The 18,731-nt window shown below is 36.7% G+C and carries 18 protein-coding genes; 11 read left to right on the top strand and 7 right to left on the bottom strand.

The genetic code is table 11. The features are described 5' to 3' along the window. Nucleotides 1–31: 31 nt before the first annotated feature. Together I3217_RS07780 and I3217_RS07775 are read right to left on the bottom strand one after the other, a co-directional pair. Nucleotides 32–874 carry a VOC family protein gene (locus tag I3217_RS07780; protein ID WP_435049195.1) on the bottom strand — a complete coding sequence of 281 codons (843 nt, stop codon included), beginning with the start codon at nucleotides 872–874 and terminating at the stop codon, nucleotides 32–34. Nucleotides 875–924: 50 nt separating this feature from the next. After that, the gene (locus I3217_RS07775; RefSeq protein ID WP_435049194.1) at nucleotides 925–1,605 is read right to left on the bottom strand and encodes a YiiX/YebB-like N1pC/P60 family cysteine hydrolase; all 681 of its coding nucleotides are present in this window, start codon (nucleotides 1,603–1,605) and stop codon (nucleotides 925–927) included. A gap of 103 nt (nucleotides 1,606–1,708) precedes the next feature. Between I3217_RS07775 and I3217_RS07770 the strand changes: the two genes are divergently transcribed. Continuing rightward, a complete protein-coding gene (locus I3217_RS07770) occupies nucleotides 1,709–2,224 on the top strand; it encodes an adenine phosphoribosyltransferase (protein WP_435049193.1) in 516 nt (171 codons plus the stop codon). Nucleotides 2,225–2,303: 79 nt separating this feature from the next. On the opposite strand, the gene I3217_RS07765 is transcribed toward I3217_RS07770, so the two are convergent. Then, nucleotides 2,304–3,908, bottom strand: a complete 1,605-nt coding sequence (locus I3217_RS07765) for a M56 family metallopeptidase (protein ID WP_435049192.1) — start codon at nucleotides 3,906–3,908, stop codon at nucleotides 2,304–2,306. A 1-nt stretch (nucleotide 3,909) separates the two neighbouring features. Continuing rightward, nucleotides 3,910–4,269, bottom strand: coding sequence for a BlaI/MecI/CopY family transcriptional regulator (locus tag I3217_RS07760; RefSeq protein ID WP_435049191.1), 360 nt, complete (start codon nucleotides 4,267–4,269; stop codon nucleotides 3,910–3,912). Nucleotides 4,270–4,439: 170 nt separating this feature from the next. On the opposite strand from I3217_RS07760, the gene I3217_RS07755 reads away from it, so the two are divergent. Beyond that, complete coding sequence (locus tag I3217_RS07755) at nucleotides 4,440–5,384, top strand: calcium/sodium antiporter (protein WP_435049190.1); 945 nt, start codon at nucleotides 4,440–4,442, stop codon at nucleotides 5,382–5,384. A 117-nt stretch (nucleotides 5,385–5,501) separates the two neighbouring features. Here I3217_RS07755 and I3217_RS07750 read toward each other — a convergent pair whose 3' ends face one another. Further along, complete coding sequence (locus I3217_RS07750; protein WP_435049189.1) at nucleotides 5,502–6,518, bottom strand: glutamine synthetase beta-grasp domain-containing protein; 1,017 nt, start codon at nucleotides 6,516–6,518, stop codon at nucleotides 5,502–5,504. 207 nt (nucleotides 6,519–6,725) lie between these two features. Between I3217_RS07750 and I3217_RS07745 the strand changes: the two genes are divergently transcribed. The 9 genes from I3217_RS07745 (at nucleotide 6,726) to I3217_RS07705 (ending at nucleotide 18,141) form a co-directional block, all read left to right on the top strand. Beyond that, nucleotides 6,726–8,912 carry a glutamine synthetase III gene (locus tag I3217_RS07745; protein ID WP_435049188.1) on the top strand — a complete coding sequence of 729 codons (2,187 nt, stop codon included), beginning with the start codon at nucleotides 6,726–6,728 and terminating at the stop codon, nucleotides 8,910–8,912. 302 nt (nucleotides 8,913–9,214) lie between these two features. Continuing rightward, complete coding sequence (locus I3217_RS07740) at nucleotides 9,215–9,355, top strand: hypothetical protein (RefSeq protein ID WP_435049187.1); 141 nt, start codon at nucleotides 9,215–9,217, stop codon at nucleotides 9,353–9,355. Nucleotides 9,356–9,539: 184 nt separating this feature from the next. Then, the gene (locus I3217_RS07735) at nucleotides 9,540–10,721 is read left to right on the top strand and encodes an AIR synthase related protein (RefSeq protein ID WP_435049186.1); all 1,182 of its coding nucleotides are present in this window, start codon (nucleotides 9,540–9,542) and stop codon (nucleotides 10,719–10,721) included. A 5-nt stretch (nucleotides 10,722–10,726) separates the two neighbouring features. Next, the gene (locus tag I3217_RS07730) at nucleotides 10,727–11,695 is read left to right on the top strand and encodes a DUF3078 domain-containing protein (protein WP_435049185.1); all 969 of its coding nucleotides are present in this window, start codon (nucleotides 10,727–10,729) and stop codon (nucleotides 11,693–11,695) included. Nucleotides 11,696–11,887: 192 nt separating this feature from the next. After that, the gene (locus I3217_RS07725) at nucleotides 11,888–14,440 is read left to right on the top strand and encodes an adenosylcobalamin-dependent ribonucleoside-diphosphate reductase (protein ID WP_435049184.1); all 2,553 of its coding nucleotides are present in this window, start codon (nucleotides 11,888–11,890) and stop codon (nucleotides 14,438–14,440) included. A gap of 126 nt (nucleotides 14,441–14,566) precedes the next feature. Continuing rightward, entirely contained in the window at nucleotides 14,567–15,268 is a 702-nt protein-coding gene (locus I3217_RS07720; protein ID WP_435049183.1) for a hypothetical protein, read from the top strand. A 99-nt stretch (nucleotides 15,269–15,367) separates the two neighbouring features. Then, nucleotides 15,368–16,444: a peptide chain release factor 1 gene (gene prfA / locus I3217_RS07715; RefSeq protein ID WP_435049182.1), complete on the top strand. Its 1,077-nt coding sequence runs from the start codon at nucleotides 15,368–15,370 to the stop codon at nucleotides 16,442–16,444. Nucleotides 16,445–16,512: 68 nt separating this feature from the next. Continuing rightward, entirely contained in the window at nucleotides 16,513–17,331 is an 819-nt protein-coding gene (pyrF, locus tag I3217_RS07710) for an orotidine-5'-phosphate decarboxylase (protein ID WP_435049181.1), read from the top strand. 9 nt (nucleotides 17,332–17,340) lie between these two features. Further along, on the top strand, nucleotides 17,341–18,141 hold the full coding sequence (locus I3217_RS07705; RefSeq protein ID WP_435049180.1) for an ABC transporter substrate-binding protein: 801 nt from the start codon (nucleotides 17,341–17,343) through the stop codon (nucleotides 18,139–18,141). Here the strand turns inward: I3217_RS07705 and I3217_RS07700 are convergent. Both I3217_RS07700 and I3217_RS07695 read right to left on the bottom strand, forming a co-directional pair. Beyond that, entirely contained in the window at nucleotides 18,107–18,322 is a 216-nt protein-coding gene (locus tag I3217_RS07700; protein ID WP_435049179.1) for a Lacal_2735 family protein, read from the bottom strand. The genes I3217_RS07705 and I3217_RS07700 overlap by 35 nt on opposite strands. Nucleotides 18,323–18,406: 84 nt before the next feature. Continuing rightward, nucleotides 18,407–18,607: a Lacal_2735 family protein gene (locus I3217_RS07695; protein WP_435049178.1), complete on the bottom strand. Its 201-nt coding sequence runs from the start codon at nucleotides 18,605–18,607 to the stop codon at nucleotides 18,407–18,409. Nucleotides 18,608–18,731 lie beyond the last annotated feature (124 nt).

Raw genomic sequence — 18,731 nt, 5'->3', positions numbered from 1 at the left:
ATTTTAAGTTTATAAGGAATAAGTTTGGTATTTAAGCCTGGAATAAGGTTTCGATATCAAACTTTTTCATTTTTAAAAAGGCTGCAGTTACTCGACCGGAGCGTTCTGGATCAGACATTAAGGACGCCAAAACAGACGGTACTATTTGCCAGTGAATTCCGAATTTATCTTTAAGCCATCCGCATTGTAATTCCTGACCTCCACCTGTAAGTAGTTGGTTCCAGTAGAAATCTATCTCTTCCTGAGTGTCGCAGGTCATCACAAAAGAAATCCCGCCGTTAAAATCGAAAGCATGTGGTTCATGGCTGCTCATAACATTAAAAATATTACCATTGAGTTTAAACTGGGTAAAAAGTACGGTGTTTTTGGGTATGTTTTCAATGACTTCGTCGTAAGTGACTTCCATTAAAGTCATGGAATTCGGGAATATGTTTTGGTAAAACGAGGCCGCCGGTTTAACCTGTTTAAATTTGGAATTAGCAAATAATAAGGCCGGAACTATGGTTTGGCTGGAATTAATCGGGTCTACATCCAACTGCCAGGACACCCCGAATTTATCTTTAACCCAGGCATATTTTTTACTCCATGGGTATTCCTGAAGTGGCATTAAAATCGTCCCGTCCTGACTTAAGGCTGTGAACAGACGCTCTATTTCGGCTTCGGAGCCACAGTACACAAAGAACGAAATGGATTCGTTTATGGTATAATGAGGCCCGCCATTTAAGGTCATAAACCGTTTTCCATTAATTTTAAACTGAATAATTGTATCGTTTTCAGAAGTAATTTCCGAGTTGTTAAAAATCGAAGTATAATATGTTACAGCTGCTTTTGCAGTGTTGTTAAACCATAAACAAGGAACTATTTCTGATTTCATAATGACTGTTTTTTAGTTTTAAATTATTCAATTACTTCCTCTCATGGCAGCTAATCGGAAAGGCGTTTGCTGGGTGCTCCGTATTGATGTACTATAGCTATAAATGATGATTTTGACATGCCTCCGGGATTCAATCCAGGTTTGCCTTCGGGGATGTCGGCTTTTAAATCATCAAAATATTTTTGCCAGATTTTAAACGTAGTGTTGGTGCCTGGCTCTTTATAAGTCATGGGCTGTACTTCGAAAATAGCCGTGTTATTGTTAGCCGATTTAAAAGCCAGATGAATCAGTTCTGAACAGTAATATTTATCGTTATCGATATTAAAAACGTCGTCGTATTCGGCATTCATTTTAGAATGGATAAATGCAATGGCACCGGGAATAAGGTTTTTATACTTTGGTTTTAATCGGCCCACGATAACCTTAGGTTGGTGTTTGTTGTCGAAACTGCGGTTTAAAAACGAGTCTAGAGGAGTTAATACAACACCTTCAGAAATTGCTTCCATAACTTTTAAGTCGCCATTAGGATCCTGCATAACCAAACCAACATGCGATAAATTATAATTGTTAATACTTTGGGTTACGGCTTCTATAGCATCGCAAAAGGGACCGCAATCGCTATCCTGAAATAATAAATCGCCTTCTTTCAGGGTAAAATCAGTTTGTTGTGCACGGCTTTGAAGTCCGATAGAGACGATTATGGAAAGGAATATCAGGTTTAAAGTTTTCATAATTAAAATTCAGCGTCACAAAAATATGGAATATATTATCAGAATCAGGACATTGCTAAAAATCTGCTGCTGAATTTTGAAAGCCTTTTTTTATATTTGATATATGGATGCAATAGAAACGTATATTAGAGATATTCTTGATTTTCCAAAACCAGGAATCGTATTTAAAGATTTAACACCGTTGTTAAACGATGCCAAAGCTACAACCATGTGCCTGGATGCTTTACTTTATCAGTTAGGCGGCGCTAAAATAGATAAAGTGGTGGGGATGGAAGCCCGAGGGTTTTTCTTTGGAACCTTACTGGCTCAGAAATTAAATGCAGGATTTATTCCAGTAAGAAAGCCCGGGAAATTACCGTATAAAACATTGTCGGAAACCTATGCGCTTGAGTATGGAACCGATATACTGGAAATACATGAAGATGCCATTACCAAAGGTGACCGCATTTTAATTCACGACGATGTACTGGCAACCGGAGGAACTGCCGAAGCCGTTTGCCGACTTGTGGAGCGTCTTGGTGGAGAAATTGTGCAATGCAATTTTATTATGGAACTGGAATTTTTAAAAGGAGGAGAAAAACTGAAACCTTACAGCATAGGCTCGGTACTTAAATATTAAGCCGAATTGAAATAACAAAACAGCCAACAAAGGAAACTTTCATTTGTTGGCTGTTTTGTTTCTGGTTGGTTTCTTGGGGTTATTTTTTTAGTGTAATATCCACTACACCATCTTTAGCATCTTCACCGTATTTTTCGGTTGCCTTATCTCCTTTATAGACATTAATAAATTCTATATTATCTGGATCAATGGCTTCCATTTCGGCCTTGGAAATTCGTTTGCCATCTACAATAAAAATCGGTGTTTTGTCGTCATCGCTTTTTACACGAAAGATGTGTTTTTCTACTGTAGTATTAATGGTATTGGATAGAGTGTCTTCTGTTTTGTATTCCCATTTAACCTCGTCTGTTGTACTGGTAACGTGAGTGGTTTTACCGTCTTCGCTTATAAACATAACATTGTGGTCTTTGTCGTCTTCTCCCGTTTTTTTAATAACAAAACTATTACTACCATCGCTGGTATGTATCACAAAAGCATTGTCGCTATCAGTATTAACTATGTTGGCATTTTTAGAGGATGTGAATACAATATCTGAGTTTTGCTTTGCAGAAAATATCTGAAGATTTTGAGTGCTACTGTTAAAAGAAATTTTAATAGGATCAATAGGATTATCTGAATCGGAATTGAATTTAACAGTGCTGGTTTCTGACTTGGCTTCGATGGAAATTTTTGTGATTTCGTTGTTAGAGTTTCTTTTTACGTGTTTAATCTTTAAAGTTACGTTTTGACTTTGGAAGGAACTGATAATGGCGTCCAGTTGCGCATCGGTATCGTCTTTAGTAATAACCGCTGTAAACTCACCGATTTTTTCAGAGGTAAAGTGTGGCGTGTTTGCCGGAGTTTTGTATACCGTTTTGGTATTAAAACTCATTAAAAAGGCAGCTAGTAGCGGAACGATAAAAAGGTACTTAAACTGGTTAATGGTACTGGAGTTTGATTTGTGTAACATAATGATTCGTTTTTTGATTAATGAATTGTAAAAGTTATTGGTTAATGCCAGTTGATGAGCTGGCAGACTTGTTTTTAAAAGTAAGTTTTGGTAGGTTTTAGTGCATTTACTTTCCTCCGACGCATTACCGTCTGCTATAAATTCCAGATTTTGGATTAATGCTTTTTTATAAAACCAGATAAATGGATTAAACCAGAAGACAATAGTTGCAATTTTCGCAACTAAAATATCGATCGAGTGCAATTGTCGGGCGTGTACTTTTTCGTGATTTATGATGTGAATGAGCTCATCTTTTGTAAAGGTGTTCGGGTGATAAAAGATCCAGTTAAAGAAAGAAAACGGCGCTAGGTTTTCTTTGGTTTTAGCGATTTGAAATCTGCCATGTCGATTTAGTTCCTGATTCTTGATGAAATTTTTTAAGGCATTTAGTTCTAATATAAAACGAAGGCTAAAAAACAAAACACCTAAACAGTATATTATAAAAAGCACCTCCATAACAGAAAATGTATAGCTGCTGTCAGGTTGTGCTATTACTTTAAAAGCCGATAAATTTAAAATTGGAGAAGCGGCTTCGATATAGATTGGAATTACGACTAAAGGCATACCAATGGATAAGGCTAAACCAGAAAGCAAAAACCAGCGGTTGGCATTAAAAAAGGTCTCTTTTTGAAGCCATAACATATAAAACAGATAAAAGAGTGCAATAAGGCCGCTGCCTTTTAATAGATAGTCCATATTATTTGTTTTGTTCTATAATGTTTATAATATCCTTTAATTCTTCCACGCTAATTTTTTCTTCTTTCGCAAAAAAGGACACTACATTTTTGTAAGAATTGTTGAAAAAATGCTCGATAGCTGTATTCATAAATCCTTTTCTGTAGGCTTCTTTTGTAACAATAGGGTAGTATTGGTGGGTTTTTCCAAAAGCGGTATACCCCACATAACCTTTCTCTTCTAAATTTCTAATGATGGTGGATAAGGTATTGTAATGAGGTTTGTCTTCCTTAATTTCCTGAAGAACATCTTTAACGAAAGCTTTTTCAAGCTTCCATAAAATGTGCATGATTTCTTCTTCTTTATTGGTGAGTTTTTGCATAACCGCTTAAGATTTATTTGTCATGATTCAAATATAACTAATTTTTTAGTTGACAAACTATATTTGTAGTTATTTAACTAAAATTTTAGTTTTTTAAATTAGGTACAGAAGCAGGAATCGGTATATAGAATTGTTTTTTCTTAAGTATATTCGCATAAAATTAAATAGCTATGAGTTTACTTTGGGTGATGTTGGGATTAATGTTATTAGTAGTTGGGGGTGAGTTTTTGGTTCGGTCCTCTGTGGCATTGTCCTTTAAATTGAATATTTCCAAACTGGTAATTGGAATGACTGTGGTTTCGTTTGCGACTTCGGCTCCGGAACTTCTGGTAAGCTTACAGGCCGCTCTTGAAGGTTCTTCCGATATTGCTTTGGGAAATGTCATCGGTTCCAATATTGCAAATATAGGTCTGGTGTTAGGCGTTACGGCTATGATTTCTCCTTTGGTGGTAGATAAAGGCTTTTATAAATTAAACTGGCCGGTTATGATGTTACTGTCAGTGGTGCTCTATTTCTTTTTGAAAAGCGGAAATGAGTTGTCTTTTGCTGAAGGTCTGGTATTGTTTGTGTCGCTGATTATCTTTTTGTTTCTTTTAATTAAAGGTGCAGCCAAAGAAGATTTGTCTTCGGTTGATGATGTGGATGATAATTTGCAAGGGACTACAAATTTTAGAGTGTCTTTCTGGTTGCTTATCGGGGCGGCAGCGCTTTATTTTGGAAGTGAGTGGCTGGTTTTCGGAGCGAAAGAAATGGCGGTGTCTCTAGGGGTTAGTGAGCGTGTAATTTCCGTGACCATGGTAGCGATAGGTACTAGTATTCCGGAACTTGCTGCTTCTGTAATCGCAGCGCTGAAACAGGAAAAGGCCATTTCTCTTGGGAATTTAATTGGCTCTAATATCTTTAATATATCTTCGGTTTTAGGCTTAACAGCAATGATTCAGCCCATAGCAGTAAAAAGCAAGGAGATTTTAACTACAGATGCATTCTGGATGATTGGCTTTGCAGCGATTCTGATTCCCTTAGTATTTATTCCAAAACGATTTGAATTAAACCGCGTAAAAGGGGCTGTTATTTTTATCGCCTATCTCGTATTTGTTTATACCACTTTTATATAAATAGGGTCTAAACGTTTTAGTCGGTCGGTTCAGAATTTCTTTCTGTATAAATAAAAGCCATAAAAAAGCCTGAAATTAATTTCAGGCTTTTTTGTGATATCTGGAATAATAAGATAATTAAATTTTTGCAGACTTAACAGTTTTGATAATTCTGGCAGCAATTTTATAAGGGTCTCCGTTAGAAGCAGGACGTCTGTCTTCTAACCATCCTTTGTATCCTCTTTCTACAGTTGCAATTGGAATACGGATTGAAGCTCCACGGTCAGATACACCGTAAGAGAAATCGTTGATAGAAGCAGTTTCGTGTAATCCAGTTAAACGTTGATCGTTAAACTCACCGTATACAGCAATGTGTTCTTTAACTACCGGACGGAAAGCTTCACAGATTTTTTCGTAAGTCGCTTTATCTCCACAAGTACGTAATACAGAGTTAGAGAAGTTAGCGTGCATACCAGATCCATTCCAATCCATATCTTTTCCTAATGGTTTTGGATGGTACTCAATATAATATCCGTATTTTTCAGTTAAGCGGTCTAGTAAATATCTGGCAACCCAGATTTCGTCACCGGCTTGTTTTGCACCTTTAGCAAATAATTGGAATTCCCATTGTCCACAAGCAACTTCCTGGTTAATACCTTCAAAGTTTAATCCAGCAGCAATACATAAGTCAGCATGCTCTTCAACTAATGATCTACCGTGAGTGTTTAAACCACCAACAGAACAGTAGTACATACCTTGAGGTTTTGGGTAACCACCAACAGGGAATCCTAAAGGTAATTGTGTTTTAGTATCCATGATGAAATACTCTTGCTCAAAACCAAACCAGAAGTCATCATCTTCGTCATCAATAGTTGCTCTACCGTTAGAAACGTGAGGAGTACCATCAGGATTTAAAACTTCTGTCATTACTAAATAACCATCTTTTCTAGCAGGATCTGGATAGATTGCTACAGGCTTTAATAAACAGTCAGAAGATCCACCTTCAGCTTGCTTAGTCGAACTTCCGTCGAAAGACCAAACTGGACAGTCCTCTAATTTTCCACTAAAATCATCTTCAACTTTGGTTTTACTTCTCATGTTTTGAGTAGGGTAGTATCCATCTAGCCAAATGTACTCAAGTTTTGATTTACTCATAATATTGTGTTAAATAATAGTTATTAATGTCGGAAGCAAATATAAAGTAATTTTTGAGTAACCATAAATAATAGTAGGGGTGATTCCTTATTTTTGTGAAATTATTAGTCGACCCCCCGATTTTTTAGGGGTATTTGTTTTTTGTGTAAGAACTACGGGATTCGATTTATATATTTGCAAATAAATTTAAGAAAAATAAATTTAAATATGGCTATACTAAGATTTCATGCCCTGAAGCAAACATTGAACAGAGTTCCTGTGTTTATTGAAGAAAAAGAGAGGCGGTCTTCTATATTTGGGGCTCATGTTTTTAACGAAAATAACATGAGGCAATACCTAACAAAGTCTGCGTATAATGAAGTGATGGACGCTATTAATAAAGGATCGAAAATCGATCGTTTGGTGGCCGATCATATTTCAAATGCCATGAAAGAATGGGCTATTTCTAAAGGGGCGACGCATTATACACACTGGTTTCAGCCTTTAACAGGAGCGACAGCAGAAAAGCATGATGCTTTTTTTGAGACTTTAGGCGATGGTATGGCTATAGAGAAATTTGAAGGTGGCGCTTTGGTGCAACAGGAACCGGATGCTTCCAGTTTTCCGAACGGGGGAATCCGTAATACGTTCGAGGCGCGTGGGTATACGGCGTGGGACCCGACTTCGCCAGCATTTATATATGGTACTACATTATGTATTCCTACCGTGTTTGTGTCTTACACAGGAGAGGCATTAGATTATAAAACGCCTTTATTAAGGGCTTTACAGGCAGTAGATACAGCAGCGGTGGCCGTGTGTAAATATTTCGATAAAAATGTAAAAAAAGTTAATGCTTCCCTGGGGTGGGAACAAGAGTATTTTTTAATCGATAAAGCCTTGGTGGCTTCGCGTCCGGACATTGTTTTAACCGGGCGTACTATGTTAGGTCATTCTCCGGCAAAGGGACAGCAGCTTGACGATCATTATTTCGGAACGATTCCTAATCGCGCAATGTCTTTTATGAGAGATCTGGAGCATGAATGTATGTTATTGGGGATTCCGGTAAAAACACGTCATAATGAGGTGGCTCCAAATCAATTTGAACTGGCGCCTATTTTTGAGGAGGCTAATTTAGCTGTAGACCACAACTCCTTATTAATGGACCTGATGGAAAAAATAGCTGAACGGCATAATTTTAAGGTGCTGTTTCATGAAAAGCCTTTTGCAGGAGTAAATGGTTCAGGGAAACATAATAACTGGAGCTTGAGTACCGATACTGGAGTGAATCTTTTAGGGCCGGGTAAAACACCAATGAGCAATCTGCAGTTTCTTACCTTTTTTATAAATACTATTAAAGCTGTTAAGGAGCATGAGGAGTTATTAAGAGCAGCGATAGCATCGGCAAGTAACGATCACAGGCTCGGGGCTAACGAAGCGCCACCAGCCATAATTTCGGTGTTTATTGGGCAGCAGTTAAGCTCTGTTTTAGAGGAACTTCAAAATGTAACCAGTGGTAAATTGTCTCCTGAAGAAAAAACAGAACTTAAGCTTAATGTTGTTGGTAAAATTCCTGAAATCCTTTTGGATAATACCGATAGAAACAGAACTTCTCCATTTGCATTCACGGGGAATAAATTCGAATTCAGAGCCGTAGGATCTAAAGCTAATTGTGCTAACCCTATGACGGTTCTAAATACCATATTAGCCAAACAACTTATAGATTTTAAAGATGAGGTTGATGCGCTTATAGATAAAAAAGACATGAAAAAAGATGATGCCATTTTTAATGTGTTGCGCGACTATATTAAGAAGTCTAAAAGTATCCTTTTTGAAGGTAACGGATATAGTGAAGATTGGGAGAAGGAAGCAAAAAAGCGTGGTTTAAGCAATAATAAAACTACTCCGGAGGCTTTAAAGGTGCGTGTGTCTAAATCTAATTTAAAATTGTTTGAAGATTTAGGCGTTATGAATACCAAAGAAGCTGTAGCGCGTTACGAGATCGAAATGGAAGATTACGTGCACCGCATTCAGATTGAAGCCCGGGTTTTAGGTGATATTGCCAGAAATCATGTGGTTCCTACGGCTGTAAAATATCAGAACATTCTTATTGAGAATGTAAAAGGATTAAAAGAGGTGTTTGGAGCAAATTTTAAAACTGTAGGTAAAGAACAGTTGGCTATAATCGAGGAAATCTCACAGCGTATTGAAGGGATAAATTCTAATGTGACAAAAATGATTGAAACCAGAAAAGCGGTTAATCGTGAATCTGATTTAGAGAAAAAAGCATTGGGTTACTGTAATAAGGTAAAGCCGTTTTTTGATGATATAAGGTATCACTGCGATAAGCTGGAACTTTTGGTAGATGATGAGTTGTGGCCTTTAACTAAGTATCGCGAGTTGCTGTTTACTAAATAAAACAGCGTCTATAATAATATAGTAAAAGCAAGAGCCGGGAAATTCCCGGCTCTTGCTTTTTTATTTAGGAAACGTTGACATAAGAATTAGTATTGCAAATTTACGCGGTAGCCTGTAAGATTTTTTTTGATGAAAAATCTTACATAAAACAGGGTGGTTAGAAAAGGAAAAATACACTTAATCTGCATAAAAGGTGACTTGTCGAAAACTGTTAGTGTTTGTGATTTTTATGAGTTTGATGCTTACGTAGTTAACATTTTTTTTGATATATTTATAACGCTATTAATCTATACAATTTAATTATGAAACGGCTCATTGTAAGTGTGCTGTTGCTCTTAATTGCTACCTTTCTGTTTTCTCAGGCGAAATCTGATTCGTCCGAAGGAACTGCAGAAAACGGGTCTGTTAATGAGCCAACGGTGCTTGTTCAAAATTCTCCCTAGAAAGTATTAAATTAAAGACGAACGCCCTTGTGTAAGGGTGGGGAACACTATTAATATATCTTCAGGATTTTATTTTAAGTAATAGAATCTTGGAGGTGTATTTGTTTGTGATTTTAGTCCAAAATATCTCAGAAAACTGAATTACATTGCTTACTTTTGCAAATCAAAATTATATTACATTCAGATGAGTCAAGAAGTTAGTAAGCGCTACGCACAAAGAGGTGTTTCAGCCTCAAAGTCAGATGTTCATAATGCTATTAAAAATATAGATAAAGGCTTGTTCCCTAAAGCATTTTGTAAAATAGTACCGGATTATTTGTCTCAGGATGACGCTTACTGTTTAATAATGCATGCCGATGGCGCGGGAACAAAAAGTGCTCTGGCTTATATGTATTGGAAAGAAACCGGAGATTTGTCTGTTTGGAAAGGTATTGCTCAGGATGCCTTAATAATGAATATAGATGATTTATTGTGTGTTGGAGCTACCGATAATATAATGTTGTCGTCAACTATCGGGAGAAATAAAAATCTTATTCCAGGAGAAGTGCTTTCGGCTATTATTAATGGTACTGAAGAATTAATTGAAGAGTTAAAGCAATTTGGGGTTACCATTCATTCTACGGGAGGCGAAACAGCAGATGTGGGAGATCTGGTGCGAACTATTATTGTAGACTCTACAGTTACTGCCAGAATGAAACGTGAGGATGTTATAGATAATGCCAATATTCAGGCTGGAGATGTAATTGTTGGACTGGAATCTTTTGGTCAGGCTACTTACGAGAAGTCTTATAATGGCGGTATGGGAAGTAATGGTTTAACTTCAGCGCGACATGATGTGTTTCATAATTATTTAGCGGAAAAATTCCCTGAAAGTTTTGATGCCGCTGTACCAAAGGATCTTGTGTATTCAGGGGGAATGAAACTTACCGATGCCGTAGAAGATTCGCCTATAGATGCAGGGAAACTGGTTTTGTCTCCAACGCGTACTTATGCGCCGATTATTAAAGCGATTTTATCAAAATACAATAAGGCCGATGTGCATGGTATGGTCCATTGTTCAGGTGGAGCTCAAACCAAAATTTTACATTTCGTAGATCAATTTCATATCATTAAAGATAATTTATTCCCGATTCCGCCGTTATTCAAACTTATTCAAGAGCAGTCTAAAACCGAGTGGAGAGAAATGTATCAGGTGTTTAATTGCGGACATCGTATGGAGCTGTATGTAAAGCCCGAAGTGGCCGAAGATATTATTGCTATATCCAAATCATTTAATGTTGATGCCAAAATCGTAGGAAGGGTAGAAGCTGCCGAAACCAAAAGCCTGACCATTAAAAGTGAGTTCGGGGAGTTTAATTACGAGTAATTAGCATGAAGTTTTACCTGAGTATTCTTTTTTGTCTAGTCGTGCATGGTGTTTTTGCACAACCCGATTCTTTATATATTCAAAAGAAAGCAAAGCCTGAAAAGGAAATAGTACCGGTTTGGGAACAAAAGAATAAAGCAGGTTTAGACTTAAATGAAGTGTCTTTCGTAAACTGGAGTTCAGGGGGTAGTAATTCCATTTCAGCCATTCTAAATCTCGCATCTTCGTTGTCTTATACCTATAAAGATTTTATCTGGAACAATACCTTAAATACAAGATATGGTATAAACCAGCAGGAAAGTCAGCCGCTAAAGAAAACCGATGATTTGTTTGAAGTGAATTCAACACTGGGCTATAAAAAATCGGAATCGTCAAAATGGTACTATTCGGCGCGTTTCAATTTTAAAACACAATTTGCAAATGGATATAGCTATCCGGATACTTCTAAACCTATTTCTAAATTCTTGGCTCCGGGATATATGTTCTTCGGGGGTGGAATGGAATATGGAAAAAATATTAAGGAATTGTCGTTCTATTTTTCTCCATTAACGTATAAAGCTACTTTTGTTCTGGATGAAACACTGGCTAATGCCGGAGCATTTGGGGTTACACCGGCTGTTTACGACGCAGATGGTAATTTAATTAAAAAAGGTGATAATGTGCGGGAAGAATTAGGGATACTGATAACCAATTCTTACGAAATGGAAGTGCTTAAAAATATTAAAGTAAAAAGTACAGCCAGTTTATATACCGATTATTTAAACAGCTTTGGAAATATAGATGTGGATTGGGAAATCTATTTCGATTTTAAAGTGAATAACTTTGTAAAGGCATCATTAGGATCTCACCTTAAATACGATAATGATGTTAAAAATCAGGTCGTGATAAATGAAGAGGAAGACGAATACGAGCAACGTGGAGCTAAAGTGCAGTGGCGCCAACTGTTAGGTATTGGAGTGGTAGTAGATTTCTAAAAATCAATATTAAATAAACTTAAATAATTTGTCAACTTTTTTGTGTTGATAAATTTTTAAATATCTAAAAATCAATAAATTAACTGTTTTTGTTGAAAACTTTTTGATTTTGCATAGCTTGTTTCTTGTTGCTTCTTATGTATATTTGTTGTCTTCAAACTAATCTAGTAACAACAAAAAAACAGCAACTCCATGAAAGTAGACGCCTTAGAAATCCCTCGAAAAACTTACACGCAAGACGAAGCTTTTGAAGCCTCTTTAAATTATTTTAAAGGAGATGATTTAGCCGCAAGAGTTTGGTTAAATAAATACGCTTTGAAAGATTCCGACGGGAATATTTACGAGCAATCGCCAGACGATATGCATGTAAGAATTGCAAAAGAAATAGCAAGAATTGAAGCAAGATATCCAAATCCGTTATCGGAGCAGGAGATTTTCGACTTAATTAAAGACTTTAAATATATCGTGCCTCAGGGAAGTCCTATGGCCGGTATAGGTAACCCATTCCAGATTGCGTCACTTTCTAATTGTTTTGTTATTGGTAATAATGGTGAGTCTGATTCTTATGGGGGTATAATGAAGATCGATCAGGAGCAGGTGCAGCTGATGAAACGTCGTGGAGGTGTTGGACATGATTTATCGCATATAAGACCTAAGGGGTCGCCTGTAAAAAATTCGGCTTTAACTTCAACGGGGATAGTGCCTTTCATGGAGCGTTATTCTAATTCTACACGTGAAGTTGCGCAGGATGGTCGTCGTGGTGCATTAATGTTATCGGTTTCTATCAATCATCCGGATTCTTTAGATTTTATCGATGCTAAATTAGAGCAGGGTAAGGTTACAGGAGCTAACGTATCTGTACGTATCGATGATGAGTTTATGAAGGCGGTAAAATCAGGGTCAGAATACGTTCAGAAATACCCTATTTTCAGCAAAGAGCCTAAGTTTACAAGAACTATAGATGCTAATGGTGTTTGGAAAAAGATAGTACACAATGCCTGGAAATCAGCAGAACCAGGTATTTTATTCTGGGACACGATAATTAATGAGTCTGTGCCAGATTGTTACGCCGACCTAGGTTATAAAACGGTATCTACGAACCCTTGTGGAGAAATTCCTTTATGTCCGTACGATTCTTGTCGTTTATTGGCTATGAACTTGTTTTCTTATGTCGAAGAACCATTTACAGATAAAGCGAGCTTTAATTTTGAGTTGTTTGCAAAACATGTTGCAGTTGCACAGCGTATAATGGATGATATTATCGATCTTGAATTAGAGAAAATTGATGGTATTCTTGCTAAAATAGATGCTGATCCGGAATTAGATGAAGTAAAAGCTACAGAACGTAATTTATGGTTAAACATTCAACGTAAAGCACAGGAAGGTAGACGTACAGGTATTGGTATTACGGCAGAAGGAGATATGCTTGCAGCTTTAGGTATTCAGTACGGAAGTGAAGAGGGAAATGCTTTTTCTGTTGAGGTTCATAAAAAATTAGCTATCGAAGCGTATCGCGCTTCTGTGTATACAGCTAAAGACCGTGGAGCTTTTGGTGTGTTCGATGCAGAGCGCGAAAAAAACAACCCGTTTATTAACCGTTTAAAAGAAGCTGATAGCAAGTTGTATTACGACATGCTGGAATACGGACGACGTAACATTGCTTTGTTAACTATTGCGCCTACAGGAACCACCAGTTTAATGACGCAAACCAGTTCTGGTATAGAACCAGTGTTTATGCCGGTATATAAACGCAGACGTAAAGTAAACCCTAACGATAAGAATGTTCGTGTTGATTTTGTAGATGAGGTTGGAGATTCTTGGGAAGAGTATGTGGTATTCCACCACCGTTTTAAACAATGGATGGAAGTTAATGGTCTGGATATAACCAAAAATTACTCGCAGGCAGAAATAGACGATTTAATTAAACAATCGCCGTATTACAAAGCGACGTCGAACGATGTAGACTGGTTAAGTAAAGTAACTATGCAGGGTGCTGTACAAAAATGGGTAGATCACTCTATTAGTGTTACTATTAACTTACCGGCCGATGTAAACGAAGACTTAGTTGGAGAATTGTATTTAAAAGCCTGGGAAGTAGGTTGTAAGGGAGTGACTGTGTATCGCGACGGTTCGCGTTCCGGAGTTTTAATCTCTAACGACGAGAAAAAGGAAGAAGAGCAACATGAAATGTTGACCACTTTCCCGACGAAACGTCCTGAAACTTTAGATGCCGATGTAGTGCGTTTCCAGAATAACAAAGAAAAATGGATTGCCTTTATTGGTTTAATCGATGGTAAGCCTTACGAGATTTTTACCGGACTGTCGGATGACGAGGATGGTATTTTAATTCCAAGATGGGTTACCAACGGATTTATCATTAAGAATAAAAACGAAGACGGTAGTACGCGTTACGATTTCCAGTACGAGAATAAAAGAGGATATAAAACGACTATCGAAGGACTGTCTCATAAATTCGATCCGGAATTCTGGAACTATGCTAAATTAATATCAAGTACTTTACGTCATGGTATGCCTATAGATAAAATTGTAGATTTAATTAACAGTTTACAATTAGACAGCGAATCTATCAATACCTGGAAAAATGGTGTAGGACGCGCATTAAAACGATATGTAGAAGATGGAACTAAAGCCAAGGGAACATGTTCAAACTGTAATTCAGATAAATTAATTTATCAGGAAGGTTGTTTAACATGTCAGGATTGTGGGTCTTCTAAATGTGGATAAAATAAAATGGAAGAAAGGGGGCGTCTATAATAGCCCCCTTTTTTTTATGTAAAAAGTGTAAGGTATTGGTGTCGATACAATTAAGATTTGTTAAATTTATAACAGTTTAACGTTGCCCCAACCCAAATGTTAACCAAAAAAAAGAGTTTACTACTTATTACAACACTTTTGATTGCTGTAAATTTATTTACGGTATATCAATATTCGCTCGAACAATTCAGAGTTTCAAGAAGCGTAACATCCTTTATTTTTCTGCTGGTATTTTCCTTTTATGGTGGAATTAAAAAACGTCTGTTGTTTTATGCCTTGTTAAGCTTTTTTGTATCAGATATGTTTGTAATCCGTTACGACGAATTGATTTATAATAATTTAACTTCGGTTGCCGCTACTATAGGATATCTGTTAATCGGATTTTACTTGTTTCCTAAATTCAAACTCAGTAGTGTAAAGAAAAGAATAGTTGCCATTTTTGTTGTATTAGTTTCGATAAGCGCTTATATGTTTTACGAGCTTATAGGATTAATGGCTATAACTTTGAATAACGATTTACATCGTTATGTGTATTATCTGTATTCCCTTGTTTTGTTAGGCTTACTGGTTCTTGTAGGAAATTATAATTTCCGTTATAATTCAACCCAGTCTACCTACTGCATGTTGTTTGTTTTCGCTTTGGTGGTTTCCAATTTATTTGCCGCTATTTCTTACTATTTAGGAATGCCTTTATTTTACTATCCAACCCGATTTTTTTATGTTATCGGCTTAGGGCTTTTAACTGCATTTGCTGTATTGCCTTTCGAGAAGGAATTACTTTTAGAGGAAGAACAGTAACAGACCACTTTACATTGCAGAGGTCCTGAAATTATGTCTGTAATATTGATGTGGCGTATTCATAAATTATCGTATTTTTGCACCACAATTTTAATGTAGATGTTAGATAAGTTACAAATAGTAAAGCAACGTTTCGATGAGGTTAGCGATTTAATTATCCAACCCGATATTATATCCGATCAGAAGCGTTATGTACAATTAAATAAAGAATATAAAGATCTTAAAGCTCTTGTAGATAAGCGTCAGGAGTATATAGAACTTAACGATAATATAACCGAAGCTCAGGAAATTATTGCCGATGGAAGTGATGCCGAAATGGTGGAAATGGCCAGAATGCAATATGAAGAAGCTAAAGCAAAAATTCCGAAACTGGAAGATGAGATTAAGTTTATGCTTATCCCAAAAGATCCTGAAGATTCTAAAAATGCGGTTGTGGAATTACGTGCGGGAACTGGTGGAGATGAAGCCAGTATTTTTGCAGGTGACTTATTTAGAATGTATACCAAATATTGCGAAAGTAAAGGCTGGAATGTAAGTACAGTTGACTTTAGTGAAGGTACAAACGGCGGTTTTAAAGAAATTCAGTTTGAAGTTTCGGGAGAAGAAGTTTACGGGACTTTAAAGTTTGAAGCCGGAGTACACCGTGTACAGCGTGTACCACAAACAGAAACTCAGGGGCGTGTGCATACCAGTGCCGCTACGGTAATGGTATTTCCGGAAGCCGAAGAGTTTGATATTGAGATTAATCCAAAAGATGTACGTATAGACTATTTCTGTTCTTCAGGTCCCGGAGGGCAGTCTGTAAACACGACGTATTCAGCGGTGCGTTTAACGCACATTCCAACAGGTTTAGTGGCGCAGTGTCAGGATCAGAAATCGCAGCATAAAAATAAAGAGAAAGCCTTCCGAGTATTACGTTCGCGTTTATACGATTTAGAATTAGCGAAAAAGCAGGAAGAAGATGCTGCTAAACGTGGGTCTATGGTAACTTCGGGAGACCGATCTGCTAAGATTAGAACCTACAACTATCCGCAGGGGCGTGTAACAGATCACCGAATTGGTCTTACGCTTTACGATTTATCAAACATTGTTAATGGTGATATTCAAAAAATAATAGATGAATTGCAATTAGCCGAAAACACAGAAAAGTTAAAAGCTAGTGACGATGTCATTTAAAACAAATCAGCCTCGTAAAGAGGCTTTTTTATTGTAATATTTTCATATAAATTAAATTTAAGAATACAGTGACTACTGCCCAACTTATAGAACAAATCCGATTAAAGAAATCCTTTTTAGCCATTGGTTTGGATGTCGATTTAAATAAAATTCCGAAGCATTTATTAGAAACCGAAGACCCTATATTCGAATTTAACAAAGCAATTATAGATGCAACACACCATTTATGTGTGGCCTATAAACCGAATATTGCTTTTTTTGAAGCCTACGGATTGAAAGGTTGGAAAGCTTTAGAGAAAACAATAAACTATTTAAACGAAAACCATCCGGAGATTTTTACTATTGCAGATGCCAAACGTGGTGATATTGGTAATACCAGTAGCATGTATGCAAAAGCATTTTTTGAAGATCTGGCTTTTGACAGTGTTACGGTAGCACCATATATGGGTAAAGATTCGGTAGAACCATTTTTAGCCTTTAAAGATAAGCACACCATTATCCTGGCTTTAACATCGAACCAGGGGGCTTTCGATTTTCAGACCAAATTAATTGACGGTAAGGAAGTTTATAAACATGTTCTGGAAACTTCAAAACACTGGAACAATGCCGAAAATCTGATGTATGTGGTTGGAGCAACAAAGGCAGAATATTTGTCCGAAATCAGACAGATTATTCCAGAAAGCTTTTTGCTGGTTCCGGGGGTAGGAGCGCAAGGTGGAAGTTTACAGGACGTCTGTAAATACGGAATGACAGCTAATGTAGGCCTTTTAATCAATTCGTCACGAGGTATTATTTATGCGTCTAACGGACAGGATTTTGCAGAAGCTGCAGCAAAGAATGCTAAAGTGTTACAACAGGAGATGGAAGCTATATTGGATGCGCAATAACTAAAAGTTGTGCAGAGCTTTACAGATCAGTTAAAACGCAGTATTCTATTAAATAGAGTTCCTGAGCGTATTGTGTCTTTGGTACCGAGCCAGACGGAATTGCTATGTGATCTGGGACTGGAGGATAAACTTGTAGGTGTTACTAAGTTTTGTATTCATCCCGAAGGTATCCGAACTTCAGCTAAAGTAGTTGGTGGTACAAAGCAAGTGAATGTAGAGGCTGTTCTGGCATTAAAGCCTGATATTATACTATGTAATAAAGAGGAAAATTCTAAAGCTGGTATAGAGGAGTTAGATGGGATTGCTCCAATTCATATCTCTGATGTTTATACTTTCGAAGATAGTCTTGAGCTTATAACAATGTATGGAGCCCTTTTCAGTGTTTTGGAGCGGGCTAAACAAATTATTGACGATTTGGTTTATCAAAAACAGGACTTTGAACGTTTTATTTGCGATAAGCCTGTAAAACGGGTAGCGTATTTTATCTGGAAGTCGCCCTGGATGGTCGCAGCAAACCAGACGTTTATTAATTATGTGTTACAGCTTAATAAACTGGAAAATGTATACGGGAATCTGGAACGATATCCCGAAGTAGATCTGGCGTCTGTAAATAAAGTATCACCCGATTATATATTATTATCGAGTGAGCCTTTTCCTTTTAAAACTGTTCATAAAACTGAAATGGAATTACATTGCCCCGCCTCAAAAATTATTTTGGTAGATGGCGAAATGTTTTCCTGGTATGGCTCGCGTCTGTTAAAAGCGTTCGCCTATTTTAAAAGTTTGCGTGAAAATCAGTTTCATTATTAGCCTTTACAGGCACCATTTGTCTTTTTAATTTATACGCTTCAAAATATAAATAATCACTATCGCTGCAGTCTGTGTGCATGATATTGTATGCTTCTTCTATAAAGCTTCTGTATAAACGTTGTAATTCTTCTAGTCTTAAAAATTTATTTACTCTTCTTTTATTGTCAAATTGGGAATTCATATTCTTGTATTTTATAGTTATAACAAGATATATGTAATAATCGTGCCAAAAAGAGAGTGGGAATAGTTAAAAAAATGATAATATTTATGTTATAGGAAGGTTGACTTCGTTCCTGTTTAAATATTTTAAGCGGTTAATTTTGTTGAGTAATTTTATCGCTTGATATTCTGAAATATCGCTCATGGCAGAATCCGTTTGCCGGAAATTGTAAGCTTGTTCAATAAGCTGCTTGTAGCGTTTATTGAGTCTTTGCTGATTTCTTTTTATTCTGTTTTCTCGGTCCATCTTATTGAAACTTAGTGTTTTAAATATACACTAAAAAAAATGAAACTTAAAAGCCTAAATTCATAAATTTTTCAAAAAAAAAGCGATTCGGAATGTCGAATCGCTTTTTTGTTTAGTATGTATT

The organism is Formosa sp. S-31 (assembly GCF_051172795.1).
In the GTDB taxonomy this organism is placed as follows: Bacteria; Bacteroidota; Bacteroidia; order Flavobacteriales; family Flavobacteriaceae; genus Formosa.
This window is presented reverse-complemented; position numbering and strand designations above follow the sequence as displayed.